We start from the raw sequence: 14,679 nt of genomic DNA on the forward strand, positions 1-14,679 counted from the left end.
CGAGGCGACCCGGCGCGTCGGTGCTGCTGGACGGTGCTGGTTTGTCGGTGCTGCCGGACGGTGCCTGTTCGTCCGATGCCGCCGGTGGGTCCGGTGCCGCGGGAGCTGGCGATGCGGCCGGCGCCGCGGGAGCCGCCGATGCGTCCGCGCCCTGCGGAGCCGCCGATGTCGCGGGGGTGCGGTCGGTCCGGAAGGCCCTCGCAGAGATGATCTTGCCCGGTGCCACTGACACTCCTGCTTCTGCGCCAGGGGCGGTGCAGGCCGAGTGGGTGGATCTGCTCGGTGAGCTGGAGTCCGTGAAGAACGCCATCACGGCGACCCAGGCCCGCCTCACGGTCGCGCTGGACGAGGCGACACGTTCTGGTGAGGCCGCGCAGAGCATCCGGGCCGAGCGGCGTGGTCGTGGTGTCCCGAACCAGGTCGGTGCGGCGCTGCGGGTCGGCCCGCACGCCGGAGCCGGGTTCGTGTCCGCGTCCAGGGTGTGGGTGACCCAGATGCCTTGCACGTTCGCCGCCCTGCAGGCCGGGGTGCTGTCGCAATGGCGGGCCACGCTCCTGGTCCGGGAGACGTCGCACCTGTCCTTGGAGCACCGTGCCCTGATCGACGAAGAGATCTGCGGACCTGCCCACCTGGCCGAACTGGCCCGGATGGGCACCAGGCGCCTGATCGCCCGGATCAAGGAACTCGCCGCCCAGTTGGACGTGCACGCGTGCGTGAAGCGCAACGCGAAGGCCGTCTCGGAGCGGCGGGTCTCGATCCGCCCGGCCCCCGACCTGATGGTCTACCTGACCGCCCTGGTCCCGATGGCACAGGGTGTGCAGGCTTACGCCCAGCTCAAGACCCACGCCGATACCGCCAAGGCGTCGGGTGACGGGCGTGGGGTGGGTCAGATCATGGCCGACACCCTGATCGAACGCGTCACCGCCCGTGAGCCCGGGCGGGCGAACGATGTGCCGGTCACGATCAACCTGCTGGTCTCTGACGAGACTCTCCTTGCCGGCGGCAACCAGCCCGGTGTGGTGGTCGAGGGCGCACCCGCCGGTGCGGGCGTCCTCCCGGCACCGGTCGCCCGCAACCTTGCCGCCCAGGCGATCGACACCGACACGGCATGGTTGCGGAGCATCTACGTCAACCCGCACGGTCGGCTGCTGGCCACCACGTCCACGTCCCGGTTCCACCCCCAGGGCCTCGCAAGCCTGCTGCGCGCCCGCGAGCAGGGCATCTGTGCCACCACGTGGTGCGACGCGCCGATCCGGCACACCGACCACATCACGCCACACGCCCAGGGCGGCCCCACGAGTCTCGACAACGGCCAGGGCCTGTGCGCCCGCTGCAACCACGCCAAGCAGGCACCGGGCTGGCACCAGAAGACCACCCACCTCAACGGCCTCCACGCCGTCGAGACCATCACCCCGACCGGGCACACCTACGTCTCCGTCGCGCCCACACCCCCGACACCAGCCAGGGCGGGCCGTACGGACTCCCCCGGAGCGACGCCCGCTGTTCGCAGCACGCTTCCCGACCGGAACGTGGGCGCGTCTGATGGCGTGCGCACGTCGGCTACGGGCGAGCCCAGCGACGGTCAGGATGCCACCCCGGCCCGAAACCGCGCCGCGACCCCCGACCGCACTGCGACCCCGCCCTGGACCCCCGCGGTCGGCATGACCGGCCCCGCACCCGGCCGCACTCCACGCAGCCGCTACCAGATCGGCTGCCAGACCAGTCCCGACCGAGGCGCAATCGCCTACCGCCCGAGCCCACCACCACGCCAACCCCGCCAACCCCGCCCGGCACAGCAACCACCCAGTCGGTCACCTGGTCGAGCCCGCGCCCGGTCCCGTCACCCGGATCTCTCCTGGACCCACCCCACTTGACGCACCGGCTACGAGACCAGCCGGTCCCTCGCGTCGCGCCCCGCCTGGGTGGCGTCGTCGGGCCGGCTGATCTCTGCCCACACCTCGTCGAGGGACAGGCCCAGCACACCGGCGATCGCCGCGATGGTCGAGAACGCGGGCGTGGCCACGCGACCCGACTCGATCTTGCGCAGGGTCTCGGGGGAGACGCGGGCGTCGAGCGCGGTCTCCAGCATCGAGCGGTCCCCGCGGGCGCGGCGCAGGAGGGCGCCGAGGCGCTGTCCGCGCTCGACGTCGGCGGGGGTGAGCGGCAGCCTGACCATGACGCCGATTCTAATACCGGTATAACATTGCCGGGATAGTTATTGGTAGGCATGCGAAGGGCACCCCATGATCGAGATCCTCAACCCCACCGAGCTGGCCCGCGCCAGGGAGACGGGCGCCCTGGTCGGCGGCTTCCTGCGCACGCTGCGCGACCGCGCCACGGCCGGCACCAACCTCCTGGACATCGACCGCTGGACCAAGGACCTGATCGCCGACTCCGGGGCGCAGTCCTGCTACGTCGACTACGCGCCGTCCTTCGGCCGCGGGCCGTTCGGTCACTACATCTGCACCGCCGTGAACGACGCCGTGCTGCACGGGATGCCGCACGACTACACCCTGGCCGACGGCGACCTGCTCACCCTCGACCTCGCCGTCTCCCTGGACGGGATCGCCGCGGACTCAGCGATCAGCTTCGTCGTGGGCGGAGCCGGGTCCGGACCCGAGGCCACCGAGAGCGCCGCGCTCATCGAGGCCACCGAGCGCGCGCTCGCCGCGGGCATCGCCGCCGCCGGCCCCGGGGCCCGCATCGGCGACCTCTCGCACGCCATCGGCACCGTGCTCGGCGCGGCGGGCTACCCGATCAACACGGAGTTCGGCGGGCACGGCATCGGGTCGACCATGCACCAGGACCCGCACGTCTCGAACACGGGGCGGCCGGGCCGGGGCTACCGGCTGCGCCCCGGCCTGCTGCTGGCGCTGGAGCCGTGGGTCATGACCGACACCGACGAGCTCGTGGTCGACGCCGACGGCTGGACCCTGCGCAGCGCGACCGGCTGCCGCACCGCGCACAGCGAGCACACCATCGCCATCACGGACGACGGCGCCGAGATCCTCACCCTGCCGAGGTAGGGGCGGCGGCCTCCACCGCCGCGCCCATGTGCGCCCGCGTCGCCGCGAACGCCGTTGCCAGCTCACGCGCCATCCCGGGGTACTCCGCGTGCCCGGCGGAGTGCACCGCGAGCTCCAGGCGCGCACCCGTGCCCGCGGCCTCGGCCCGCGCCACCCCGGCCGCGACCGCGAACTGGCCCGGCGGCGGCACGTGCACGTCCCAGGCCGCGCACTCGACGCGGGTCGGGACCCGCAGGTGGGTGGCCGCCACCGACGCGTCGTGGAACGCGAGCACCGCGCGGGCCTCGGGGTGCTCGGCCACGTGGTGGCGCACCGCCTCGCCGCTGCCGGTGCACGGCATGCGCAGGCGCAGGTCGTGCTGCCCGAAGGTCGGCACCTCCAGCGTGGCGCCGACGAACCGGTCGTCCCACGGCACGGCCAGCGCGCCGATGCCGCCGCCGAAGCTCGTGCCCACGAAGTACAGCGGCAGGCCGCCCAGGGCGGCGTCGCGCCGGGCCAGCACGTCCAGCAGGGCGGACCCCGCGTGCCACAGGTCCACCGCGCTGCGGCCCACGGTGTACGTCTCGACCGACCCGAAGCCGTGCAGCACGTGCCGCGCGCTCGTGTCCGGGGCGCCCACGCCCGCGTTGAGCGTGCCGAGCCCTCGCGCGACGGGGAAGACGGCGGCGGCGTCGCGCGGCACCCGTTCGAAGCTCGGTGTGTCCCGGCCGCCGTACCCGTGGCTGTGCACCACGCCCAACCGCGGCTCGACGCCGACGGGCAGCGCCACCCAGGCGCGCAGCCGCAGGCCGCCGTCGGCCGTGAAGGTCACGACCGAGACGTCGTGCGCGCCCTGGCGGACGGCGGGCCCGGCCACCACGTCGGGCGCGACGTCGCGCGCCGCCGCGTACCAGGACCGCCACAAGTCGGCGAAGCCGTCCGGCTCGGCGGCCGGCTCCACGCCGAGCAGCGCGTCCCGGTCGTACCCGTAGGTGCCGTCGATCGGGCTGCCGGGGAACCACCGGTCGTACGGACTCGGCAGGTCGGCGGGGGCGGTCACGGTCACGTGGAGCTCCTCGGGCAGGGCGCGGTTCGACGGCGCGGTGCGCGGCTCGTGGCACACTGAGCCGGTCGTCGAAAGGGGTAGGTGTGCTGGTCGCCGAGCGCAGGGCGCGGATCGTCGAGGAGGTCGCCCGGCGCGGCGCCGCGAGCATCGCGGAGCTCGCCGACGAGCTCGGGGTGAGCGCCATGACGGTGCGCCGCGACATCGACGTGCTCGCCGACCACGGCAAGCTCGACAAGGTGCGCGGCGGCGCCACTGCGCGGCAGAGCGAGACGACGCGGCAGGACCGCACCTTCGTGACGCGCATGCACCACCAGGTCGAGCAGAAGCGCGCGATCGCGCGGCACGCCGCGGCCTGGGTGGAGCCCGGCATGGCGGTGGGCCTGTCCGGCGGCACCACGGCATGGGTGCTGGCCCAGGAGCTGCGCGACGTGCCGGAGCTCACCGTGGTGACCAACTCCCTGCCGGTCGCCGAGGTGTTCCGCCGCCCCGACCGGTCCGACGAGCCGTACACCCAGTCCGTGGTGCTGACCGGCGGCGTGCGGACGCCGTCCGACTCCCTGGTGGGGCCGGTCGCCGTGCGCTCGCTGGAGCACCTGCACCTCGACATCGCGTTCCTGGGCGCCCACGGCATCGACCTCCAGGCCGGCCTGACCACGCCCAACCTCCTGGAGGCCGAGACCGACCGCGCCCTGCTCGCGGCCGGCGGCCAGGCGGTCGTGCTCGCCGACCACTCCAAGTGGGGCGTCGTCGGGCTGACCACCGTGGTCGACCTGCGCGACGTGGAGCGCCTGGTGGTCGACGACGGCCTGGACGCGGCGGCACGCGCGACCCTGGCGGACCAGGTCGGCGAGCTCGTCGTCGTGCCGGAGGACTGACCGGATCACCGGGCCGTGCTGGCCCGGGGCACCACGCGCGCCCCGACCACCACGTGCTCCACGGGCAGGTTGCCGCCGGGCGGGGTGGCGATCTGCCGCTCGAGCTCGCTCAGCGCGCGCTCGACCAGCGCCTCCTTGTCCGGGGCGACCGACGTCAGGGCGGGCACGGTGAAGCGCGCGCCGCGCACGTCGTCGATGCCCACCACGGCCACGTCGTCGGGCACGCTGCGCCCGCCTGCCTCCAGCGCGACCAGCGCGCCGAACGCGACGGAGTCGTTCGCGCAGACCAGGCCGTCGAACGCGACCCCACGCCGCACCAGGTCCGCGACCGCGCGCAGGCCCTCGTCAGGCGTGAACGCGTCGACCTGCGCCACCAGGTCCGGGTCCTGCGCCAGGCCGAGGGCCGCCACGGCGTCCCGGTAGCCGGTGTACCGCCGGTCGGCGGCGTCGGACGGGCGCGCGTCCCGGGTGCCGACGTACGCCACGCGGCCGCAGCCGACCTTTGCCAGGTGCTCCGCCGCGGCGTACGACGCGGCCCGGTTGTCGATGGTGACGTGCGTGAACGGGCTGACCAGGATGTGCTCGCCCAGCAGCACGAGCGGCCCGGGCGTGGCGCGCCGCGTCAGGTCGGCCACCGACAGGGCGCGCGGGATGTGGATCAGCCCGTCCGTCGGGGGCAGGCCGATGCCGTTGGCGACGTTGACCTCGCGCTCGTGGTCACCGGCCGTCTGCTGGATGAGCACCGACAGTCCGCGCTGGTCCGCGCGCCGCACGAGCAGCGCCGTCAGCTCGGCGAAGTACGGCTCCTCCAGGTCCGGCACGGCGAGCGCCACGATCCCGGTGCGCTCTTTCCTGTGCACGACCGACAGCGTAGTGGTGCCCGCCCGGCGGCGGGGGACCGGCGACACGACGGGCATCATCGCTCCTGGACCCGGAACGCGACGACGCGGGCCTGCTCGGCGCCGTTGGTGGCGGCCACCACGAGACGCGCGGAGCGGACGGCGCCGACGCCGTCCGGCAGGGGGTGCACGCGCAGCCGCTGCCGGTTGTCGGTGACGGCCGCGACGGTGACCCACTCCTGGTCGCCGGCCGGCAGCACCTCGACGCGGTAGTCGCGCACCAGCGTGGGCAGCACCTCGTGCGGGGTGCGGTGGTGGTGCAGCGTGTTCAGCTCGACGTCGAGGTCGTCGTCGAGCACGACCCGCACCTCGCCGGGGGTGACGGGCTCGTCCCAGTCGAGGCGCAGCCACTCCTCGCGGCCGGCGGACAGGGGCGCCGAGGCCCACATGTTCGGCCCGCCGTGGTTGCGGTGGTACCCGCTGGTGGCGCGCTCGGGGGCCAGGGCGCGGGTCTCGGGCGCGGACCGGAAGACGACCGACCGGCCGCGCAGCGGCTTGGTGGGCCACTGCACGAGCAGCTCGTCGGTGCTGATCTGCACGTTCTGGTCGTCGCTGTCGACGCGGTGTACCAGGGTGAGCACCCCGGGCGGGAGGGCGGCGGTGGTGTGCACGGCCAGGTCAGGGTTGGCGCGCAGCACCACCACGGCGTTCTGCGGCGTGTCCGGGGCGAACGGCACGTGGGCCGTGACCCAGCGGTGGTCGCCGGCGGGCACCACCACGTCGGTGGCCGCCTCCAGGTGCGCGGGCACCACGTTCTGCTTCTTGCCGGTGGAGTACACCTCGACGCGCAGCGTCGTGTCGCTCCGGGCGGAGACCAGCAGGTCCACGCTGTCCAGCCGCGGGTGCACGGGCAGCGCGATGCCGAGGTCGACGTCGAGGTCGTGCACGTCGAAGTCGTCGTAGGGGTCGCCGGTCGCGGCGGCCACGGGGGCCGCGACGGTCGTCGCGGTGCTGGACGCGGTGACGCGGGCCCGGCGGGCCAGGTCGCGCCCGTCGGCGTTCGCGACGCCGACCAGGGGAGCGTCCCAGGCCAGCAGCGTCTGGCGCAGCTCGTCCAGGTGGTCGGTGTACACGCCGCGCGGCGAGGTGCCGTGCTCGACGCACAGGGCCGCCGCGGTGCCCGCGGCCTGGCCCATGGCGCCGCAGGTGGCCATGACGCGCGCCGCGCCGAACGCGATGTGCGTGGCCGAGACGTCGCGGCCCGCGAACAGCATGTTCTCCACGTTGACGGAGTACAGGGACCGGTAGGGGATCTCGAAGACGCCGTCGGAGAAGCGCTGGAGCGCCCCGGCGCCCTGCGCGTACATCCCCTGCGCGGGGTGCAGGTCGATGGACCAGCCGCCGAACGCGACGCCGTCGGCGAACTCGGTCTGGTCCACGATGTCGCCCTGGTGCAGCGTGTAGTCGCCCACGAACCGGCGGTACTCGCGCTTGCCGGGCACGTTGCCGATCCACTCCAGGGTCAGGTTGTCGGCGTCGAACTTGCCGGAGTTCTTGATGTGGTCCCAGATGCCGAGGATGACGCCGCGCAGCTCGTCGCGGATGCGCTCGTTGTCATCGACCGTGTCGAGCTCGCCGCCCCACTCGATCCACCAGTAGTGCGCCCCGGAGTCGCCGCTGCGGATGATGCGGTGCTCGGGGATGGGCGTGCCCGTGATGTCGATGGCGCTCTCCGGCGCCACGTACTTCACCGGGTGCCCCAGGTCCTTCGTGTAGAAGAGCAGCGTCGAGCCCAGGAACTCGCGCACCGCCTCCGGCGGCGCCCACTCCTCGCCGAACTCGTCGTGGCTCTCCTTGCCGAGCCGGTACCGCGCCCCCGCGAGGTGGCCCACGAGCCCGTCGCCGGTGCAGTCCAGGAAGACGGGCGCGGTGAACGTCGTCAGGATCTCCGACGCCATGGTCCAGCCGGTCACCGACTCGATGCGCCGGGCGTCGTCCGGCCCCGTGGCGCGCACCTCGCGGACGTCGGTGTTCAGGAACAGCCGGATGTTCTGCTCGCGCCGCACCGTGTCCAGCACGACGTCGTCCCAGTAGACCGGGTTCCCCTCGGGGTTGCGGTACTGGTTCTCCACGTACATCTCGCCGATGATCCCGGTCTCCCGGGCCCATCGCTGGTTGCCGTGCGCGGTCGCCCCGCACACCCACACCCGCACCTCGGACGACGAGTTGCCGCCGAGCACCGGCCGGTTGTTGATCAGCACGACCTGCCGGCCCATCCGGGCGGCCGCGACGGCGGCACAGACGCCGGCGAGGCCCCCTCCGACGACGACGATGTCGGCTTCTACCGTCTGGGTGCGCATGTTCTCCTTGTTTCCTTGTTTCCTTGGTGCTGGTGTGCGGGGCGGGTGTGCGGGGTGGAGCGGGGACTAGCCGTCGACGGCGAGGGCCTCGACCTCGTAGACCCGGGCGACGTCGGTGGCCGACGCCGACGGGTCGGTGACCAGCAGCCGCACCTGGTCGGCCGTGGTGGCGGGGAACGTGAGGGTGACCGTGCCCTGCGTGTTGCCGCTGACCTGGCCCACCGGGACCCAGCCGTCGGCCGTGTGCAGCTCGACCGAGAAGGCGCGCAGCACGTCGGCCGTGCCGGTCGCCTTGCTGTAGCCGCTGCGCACGCGCACGGTGTCGACGGCGGTCGCGGTGCCCCAGTCGGCCGTGAGCACCGGCTGCGGGTCGTCGAGCGCGGAGATCCAGCGGCTGGCGTCCGTGCAGGAGCCGTCCACCGCGAGCCCGCCGCCGGTGTCGGCGCGCAGCGTCGAGGACACGGTCACGTCGGCGCCCCGGGCCACGTTGACCCGGGTGGCCTCGCCGCGCAGGTCCGCGACGACCTGGGCCGCGGTGGTGCCCGCCGGGGTGCCGCCGGTGCGGGGGAGCGTGGCGTGGAAGAGCTGCCCGGCGCTCGGCACCGTGACGTAGAGCTGGTCCGTGCCGGTCTGCCCGGTCACCGCGCTCAGCCGCTGCGCGCCCGTCCGGGGCTCGCCCACGGTGCCGAACCGCCACGTGCTCTCGCCGCGCACCCGCTCGGCCCGCACCACGGCGCTCTGCTGGCCCGTCACGCAGGAGGTGGTCTCCACCACCGCGTACACCCGCGTGGTGGCGCCCGCCGACGTCGTCTCGATGGCCGCCGACGTCTCGACGCCCGGTCCGATCTCCGCCAGGTCGAGCACGGTCTCGCGCTGCCAGGCGGCGCCGTCCCAGCTGGCGTACCGGACGTCGTAGCCGTCGAACGCGGTGACGCCCTCGGTGCGGAACCGGTAGGCGATCCCGTCGAGCTCGGCGCCGTGCACGGACAGCTTCGCGGTCTGCAGCGCGGGCCAGTACGAGCCGATCTCCTCGCCCTCCACGTACGGCTGGTAGACGACGGCGCCCGGCGTCGACGGCGTGATCGGCGTGGCGAGCGCCGCGCCCGTCACGTCGCGGAACGAGCCGTCCGCCGGGTCGTACACGGCGTACGAGCCGAGGTGCCGCGACGGGTCGGCGGGCCAGGGACCCCACTCCCACAGCACGTGCACGCGCCCGTCGGTGCCCACCTTTAGGTCGTCCGGGTAGAACGAGTGCCCCACCGCGTCGGCGACCACCGCGACCCGCGACCACGTGCCGGCCGACGTGTCGAAGCGGTACAGGTTGCCCGTCCGGGCCTGGCGCTGGTCCGCACCGGCCCGGGCCATGACGTAGACGTCGCCGTCCGCGCCGCGGGCGGTCACCGGGTAGGTGATGGCGAGGTCCTGGTCCGGCATCTGCGCCGAGACGTCCACCAGCGAGGTGACGTCGCCGGGCGTCGTGGTGCGGAAGTAGTTCCACTGCTCGTGGTGCATGGAGACGAACGCGTGCACGTGTCCGTCTCCGTCCACCACGATCGAGGGCTGGTTGTGGCCGTTGTCGTCCGCGAAGGTGACGCAGGCGCCGTCGGCCGCCCGCAGGCAGCCGTCGGTCCAGGCGCCGTCGGCGCCGCGGGCGGCGACGTGCACCTCGTGCGTCGCGGCCGTGGGGCCGGGCGCGTTGTAGGCGACGTAGGTGACACCGCCCACCACGTCGAGCGGCTTCCACCAGCCCGCCTGGTTGGACGAGTCGACGGTGAAGGGCAGCTGGTCGACCTGCGCCGCGTGCGTCGCGGCCGACGCCGGCAGGGCAGCACCGATGGTCACGGCCGCCGCGAGGGCAGCCGTGACGGCCCGGGCGCCGGGGTTGTGGGGGCGGCGCATCAGTCGACCAGCTTCTGCGCGGCGGCGCCGGCCTTCTCCATGGCGGCCTTCGGCTCGGCGCTGCCCACCAGCACCGCCTGGACCTGCTCGGCGATGACGGTCTCGATCTGGGCGTACTGCGGGTAGACCCAGAACGGGTTGGTGGTGGCCGTGGCGGTGATCCGCTCGGCGAACTGCGCGCCGAACGCGTCGTCCGCCACCTCCGGCAGTGCCAGTGCCGACTCGGTGGCCGGCGGCAGGCCGCGCGCCGCGAAGTACTGCTTGGCGACCTCGACGTCCGACGTCATCCACCTCGCGAAGTCGGCGGCGGTCTCCGCGCCGTCTCCCTGGACGACGGCGAGGGCGCCGCCCCACACCAAGGCGCGGGGCGTGTCGCCGGCCGCGAGCACGGGGCGGGACCAGGCCGTGAGCTTGTCCGCCAGCTTCTTGTCGGGCGACTCGCTGACGACGGCGTCGCGGCCGACGATCGCGTCGTCGTAGATCGCGGCGCGGCCCTGGGCGAACAGCGACCGCGCGTCGAACCGGTCGACGTCGGCCGCGATGAGGCCCTGGTCGTAGAGCGACTTGTACCAGGTGACGGCCTCGACGCTGGCGTCGTCGCCGATGGTGACCTTGCCGCCGTCCAGCAGCGGGCTGCCGAACGTCTCCATCCAGATCAGCACGTCCTTGAGCTGTGCCGCCTTGGTGGACGCGGCGTAGGGCACCACACCGCCGCCCAGCTTCTTGAGGTCCTTGAGCGCGGCCTCGAACTCGTCGACCGTCGTGGGCGCCTCGCCGATCCCGGCCTGCTCCAGGAGGCCGGAGTTGGCGATGAGGCCGATCGCACCGATGTTCCACGGCAGCCCGTACTGCACGCCGTCGAACTGCGACGCCGTGAGCCCCGCCTGCGTGTAGTCGGCGCCCTGGGCGAGCGGGCCGAGGTCCTGCAGCTTGCCCAGCGCGGCCAGCGAGCCGAGCCACGCGACGTCCACGTGCACGGCGCCGGTGACCTGGCCGCCCTTGACCTGGAGCGTGAGCTGGCTGATGTACTCGTTGTACGGGTAGGAGACCTCGCGGACCTTGACGTCGTTGTCGGACGCGTACTGGCCGAGCAGCTCGCGGATCGCCGGGGCGGCCGTCTCCTCGGTCAGCGACCAGGACGCGAAGCTGAAGTCGGTCTTGGCCCCGGCCGCGGCGGTGCCCGCGGCCTGCGGCGCGGCGGGGCCGGCCTCGGGCACGCAGGCGGCCAGGGTGAGCGTGCCCGCGCCGAGGCCGAGCAGCTGCAGCAGGCGACGGCGGGACAGGGTGGTGGTGTCGAGGGCGGGGTAGGCAGGCATGGGAATCCTCCACGATGAGGGGTGGGCGTACGGGGGGTGCGGGGCCGGGACGGGGGCGACGGTGCGCCCCGCCGTCAGCCCTTGACTGCGCCGGCGGTGAGGCCGCCGACCAGGTACTTCTGCAGGGCGATGAAGGCGATGGCCACCGGGAGCGAGACCACCAGGGAAGCGGCCATGAGCTCGGGCCAGGCGGTGGACGCCTCGCCCACGAACGTGTTCACGAGGCCCGGCGGCAGGGTCTGCTTCTCGGGGCCGGCGAGCGTGAGGGCGAAGATGAAGTCGTTCCAGCCGCGCACGAAGGCGAACAGCCCGGCGGCGATGAGGCCCGGCGCCGACAGCGGCAGCACGATCGCGTGGATGATCCGCAGCCGCGAGGCGCCGTCCACCCGGGCCGCCTCGATGAGCTCGTCGGGGATGGTGTCGAAGAACCCCTTGAGCATCCACACGCACAGCGGCAGCGTGAACGTGGTGAAGCTCAGCACCAGCGCGGTGTAGGTGTTGAGCAGGCCGTACGCGCTGAACAGCGAGTACAGCGTCACCAGCAGCAGCGCCTGCGGGAACATCTGCGAGGCCAGCACGAAGTACATCAGCGACCGGCGCCCGCGGTAGCGGAACTTGGAGAACGAGTAGCCCATGTACGCCGAGACCAGCACGGACAGCACGGCGGTGAGCATCGAGACCAGGAGGCTGTTGCGCAGGTAGACGAACAGCTGCTCGTTGCCGGCCAGCGCGGCGAACGCGTCGAGCGTCGGCGCCGCGGGGAACAGCCGGGGCGGGTAGGCGAAGACCTGCTCGCGCGGCGTGAGCGCGGTGGCGAGCAGCCAGTAGACCGGCAGGAGGGCGAACCCGCCGCAGACCACCACGGCGGCCCACGCGGAGATCCGCACCCCGCGACGCTCGGAGCGCAGCGCGCCGCGGCGTACCTTGCGCGCCGGGGCGGGGGAGTCCGGCGCGGCCGGCGGACGGTGGGCGGGCGTGCGGGTCGGCGTCAGTGCGCTCACTTGCCCTCTCCCTTCTCGGAGAAGCGGATGTAGACGACGACGAGGCCCATCAGCAGGACCATCCAGAGCAGGCCGAGCGCGCCGGCGTGCCCGAGGTCGAACCCGTGGAAGGCGGTCTCGTAGACGGCGGTCGCGAACGTCTGCGTGGCGCCGGCCGGGCCGCCCCCGGTGAGGACGTAGATGATGTCGAAGTGCTGGAAGTTCCAGATGAGCTCCAGCAGCAGCACCAGGCCGACGATGCCCTTGACCTGGGGCAGCGTGATCGAGAAGAAGCGGCGGACCGTGCCGGCGCCGTCCATCTCCGCCGCCTCGTGCAGCTCGCGGGGCACCGTCTGCAGGCCGGCCAGCAGCATGACCATCATCCAGGGGAAGGACTGCCAGGTCTTGGCCACCACGACCGCCGTCATGGCGGTGCCGGGCTGGGCGAGCCAGGCCACGGGTCCGTCGATCAGGCCGAGCGTCTCCAGGAGCGCGTTCAGCACGCCGTAGTTGGCGTTGAAGATCCACATCCACAGGAACGAGACGACGACGCCGGGCACGAGCCAGGGGATGAGCATGAGGCCGCGCAGCACCTTGGCGCCGCGGATGCGGGTGTTCAGGGCGAGGGCCAGGGCGAAGCCGATGACGAACGGGAAGATCGTCGTGCCGACCGTGAAGACCAGGGTCTGCCACAGCAGGCGGGGGAAGTCGCCGGTCAGGACGTCGACGATGTTCGCGAGGCCGACGAACGTGCGGCCGGGGACGACCAGGCTCTGCTCGAAGAACGCCGTCACCAGCGCCGCGACGAGCGGGTAGAGCACGACGCCGAGCAGCAGGGCACCGCCGGGCAGGAGCAGGAGCAGGGCGAACTGACCGTCGCTGAGCCGACGTGGTGGGGAATGTGAACTAGTGTGCTGAAGAGTCTCAAGTTGTGAAGCTGACATCGCTGATGTTCCTCGTCGTCGAGGGCGGGCGGCTGGTGCGACCGCAACAATGGCCGATGCTGTGCGGTTCTGTCAATCAGCGTGCTCGAATGCGCCGAGGTTCGCGACAGAGAAAGTTCCATAAACTCACAGAACACAACATCATTTTTCAGTGAGCCACGCTGTGCCGAGGCCTGGCCGGTCGGATCCGGGGCCGGGCTAGGTGGCGGGCTGCCGCATCCAGGCGGGCAGCACGGCGTACAGCCGGGAGGTGATCTCCTCCGGCTCGTCGCCGAGGCTCCCGCCGACGGTGGCCGACAGGACGCCGGCGATCCCGCAGGCCGTGTAGACGTCCTCGACGTCGGTCCCCGCGTCCTCGGTGGTCCTGCCGGACAGGCGCCGGAAGTCGTGCACCTGGTCCACCAGGAGGTCGCTGATCCCCGTCAGCCCGCTCGGTGAGCGCCAGGCCGAGGCCACCAGGAAGACGTTGCGGCGCTGCCGCAGCACCTCGAGCATGGCGTTCAGCGTCGCCAGCGCCACGGCGGCCGGGTCCGCGCCGGGCTGCTCCGGGGCCGGCAGGGCGCGGAAGTCCTCCCGGATCAGGGAGACGGCGGCCTCCTCGACCGACTGGAAGTGGTTGTAGAACGTGGCGCGGTGGACGCCCGCGGCCTCGGTCACGGCCGCGACCGAGGGGTAGGGGCCCATCTGCCCCAGGAGCTCCGCCAGCGCGTCCGTGATGGCCCGTCGGGACCGCGTGAAGCGCGGGTCCTCCCCGGCCGTCGAGGGGTGAGCGCTGGCCATGACCGCACCGTACAGGAGGCGGCCGGCGTGTTCCCTTCGTCACCGGCCCAACTAATCGACACCTGTCGAATAGCGGTCTACCGTGGAGAACACATCACCCCTCGACGAAGGAACCACCATGTCGGTCACCGACAGCATCACCTCGCTCCAGGCCACCGCGGACAAGCTCGCGGTGGTGGAGACCCTCTACCGGTACGCGGCGGGGATCGACCTGCGCGACCGGGCGCTGCTCGCCTCCGCCTTCACGCACGACGCCGTCGCCGACTTCGGCCCGGCGACCGCCAAGGCCGGTCAGGCGTACCCGCCGGTCGAAGGCGGCGAGACCATCGCGGCGGCGCTCGGCGAATCGCTCGGCGCGCTCGACACGACGCACTCGGTGAGCAACCCGCGGGTGACCCTCGACGGCGACACCGCACACATGGAGGCGATCGTCGCGTGCCAGCACCTGCCGCGGGGCGACCACTCGCGTCACGTGCTGATGACCAACCGCTACGACGTCGAGCTCGTGCGCGGTGGCGAGGGCTGGCTCATCCGGCGCGTCACCGTCGACAACGCCTGGACCGAGGGCGACACCAGCGTGCTGGCGGGCATCTAGGCCCTACACGGGTGCGCCGC

General features: G+C 73.0%; 13 protein-coding genes. 4 read left to right on the plus strand and 9 right to left on the minus strand.

The genetic code is table 11. From position 1 onward, the window contains the following. Positions 1 to 206: 206 nt before the first annotated feature. Positions 207 to 1,874, plus strand: coding sequence for an HNH endonuclease (locus tag ACFU5G_RS03185; protein ID WP_377240708.1), 1,668 nt, complete (start codon positions 207 to 209; stop codon positions 1,872 to 1,874). Between the two features lie 8 nt (positions 1,875 to 1,882). On the opposite strand, the gene ACFU5G_RS03190 is transcribed toward ACFU5G_RS03185, so the two are convergent. After that, complete coding sequence (locus ACFU5G_RS03190) at positions 1,883 to 2,176, minus strand: helix-turn-helix domain-containing protein (protein WP_377240710.1); 294 nt, start codon at positions 2,174 to 2,176, stop codon at positions 1,883 to 1,885. Positions 2,177 to 2,243: 67 nt separating this feature from the next. On the opposite strand from ACFU5G_RS03190, the gene map reads away from it, so the two are divergent. Further along, positions 2,244 to 3,026: a type I methionyl aminopeptidase gene (gene map, locus ACFU5G_RS03195; protein WP_377240712.1), complete on the plus strand. Its 783-nt coding sequence runs from the start codon at positions 2,244 to 2,246 to the stop codon at positions 3,024 to 3,026. On the opposite strand, the gene ACFU5G_RS03200 is transcribed toward map, so the two are convergent. Continuing rightward, entirely contained in the window at positions 3,010 to 4,071 is a 1,062-nt protein-coding gene (locus ACFU5G_RS03200) for an acetylesterase (RefSeq protein WP_377240714.1), read from the minus strand. The two genes, map and ACFU5G_RS03200, sit on opposite strands and share 17 nt — an antisense overlap. Positions 4,072 to 4,154: 83 nt before the next feature. On the opposite strand from ACFU5G_RS03200, the gene ACFU5G_RS03205 reads away from it, so the two are divergent. Continuing rightward, a complete protein-coding gene (locus ACFU5G_RS03205) occupies positions 4,155 to 4,946 on the plus strand; it encodes a DeoR/GlpR family DNA-binding transcription regulator (RefSeq protein ID WP_121387223.1) in 792 nt (263 codons plus the stop codon). A 5-nt stretch (positions 4,947 to 4,951) separates the two neighbouring features. On the opposite strand, the gene ACFU5G_RS03210 is transcribed toward ACFU5G_RS03205, so the two are convergent. From ACFU5G_RS03210 to ACFU5G_RS03240, 7 genes are all read right to left on the minus strand, one after another. Beyond that, positions 4,952 to 5,806: a LacI family DNA-binding transcriptional regulator gene (locus ACFU5G_RS03210; protein ID WP_377240716.1), complete on the minus strand. Its 855-nt coding sequence runs from the start codon at positions 5,804 to 5,806 to the stop codon at positions 4,952 to 4,954. A gap of 56 nt (positions 5,807 to 5,862) precedes the next feature. Next, positions 5,863 to 8,145: an FAD-dependent oxidoreductase gene (locus tag ACFU5G_RS03215; protein WP_377240718.1), complete on the minus strand. Its 2,283-nt coding sequence runs from the start codon at positions 8,143 to 8,145 to the stop codon at positions 5,863 to 5,865. A 66-nt stretch (positions 8,146 to 8,211) separates the two neighbouring features. Next, a complete protein-coding gene (locus ACFU5G_RS03220; RefSeq protein WP_377240720.1) occupies positions 8,212 to 10,044 on the minus strand; it encodes a BNR-4 repeat-containing protein in 1,833 nt (610 codons plus the stop codon). Then, entirely contained in the window at positions 10,044 to 11,360 is a 1,317-nt protein-coding gene (locus ACFU5G_RS03225; RefSeq protein ID WP_377240722.1) for an extracellular solute-binding protein, read from the minus strand. Before ACFU5G_RS03225 ends, ACFU5G_RS03220 begins: the two co-directional genes overlap by 1 nt. A gap of 74 nt (positions 11,361 to 11,434) precedes the next feature. After that, positions 11,435 to 12,361 carry a carbohydrate ABC transporter permease gene (locus tag ACFU5G_RS03230; protein ID WP_377240724.1) on the minus strand — a complete coding sequence of 309 codons (927 nt, stop codon included), beginning with the start codon at positions 12,359 to 12,361 and terminating at the stop codon, positions 11,435 to 11,437. Beyond that, positions 12,358 to 13,284 (minus strand): carbohydrate ABC transporter permease, encoded by a 927-nt coding sequence (locus ACFU5G_RS03235; RefSeq protein WP_377240726.1) that lies wholly within the window; start codon positions 13,282 to 13,284, stop codon positions 12,358 to 12,360. Before ACFU5G_RS03235 ends, ACFU5G_RS03230 begins: the two co-directional genes overlap by 4 nt. Positions 13,285 to 13,482: 198 nt before the next feature. Next, positions 13,483 to 14,064, minus strand: a complete 582-nt coding sequence (locus ACFU5G_RS03240) for a TetR/AcrR family transcriptional regulator (RefSeq protein ID WP_377240728.1) — start codon at positions 14,062 to 14,064, stop codon at positions 13,483 to 13,485. A gap of 118 nt (positions 14,065 to 14,182) precedes the next feature. Here ACFU5G_RS03240 and ACFU5G_RS03245 point away from each other — a divergent pair, with 118 nt between their 5' ends. Then, the gene (locus ACFU5G_RS03245; RefSeq protein ID WP_377240730.1) at positions 14,183 to 14,659 is read left to right on the plus strand and encodes a nuclear transport factor 2 family protein; all 477 of its coding nucleotides are present in this window, start codon (positions 14,183 to 14,185) and stop codon (positions 14,657 to 14,659) included. Positions 14,660 to 14,679 lie beyond the last annotated feature (20 nt).

The sequence above is a fragment of the Promicromonospora sp. NPDC057488 genome (genome assembly GCF_042802395.1).
Classification (GTDB): domain Bacteria; phylum Actinomycetota; class Actinomycetes; order Actinomycetales; family Cellulomonadaceae; genus Promicromonospora.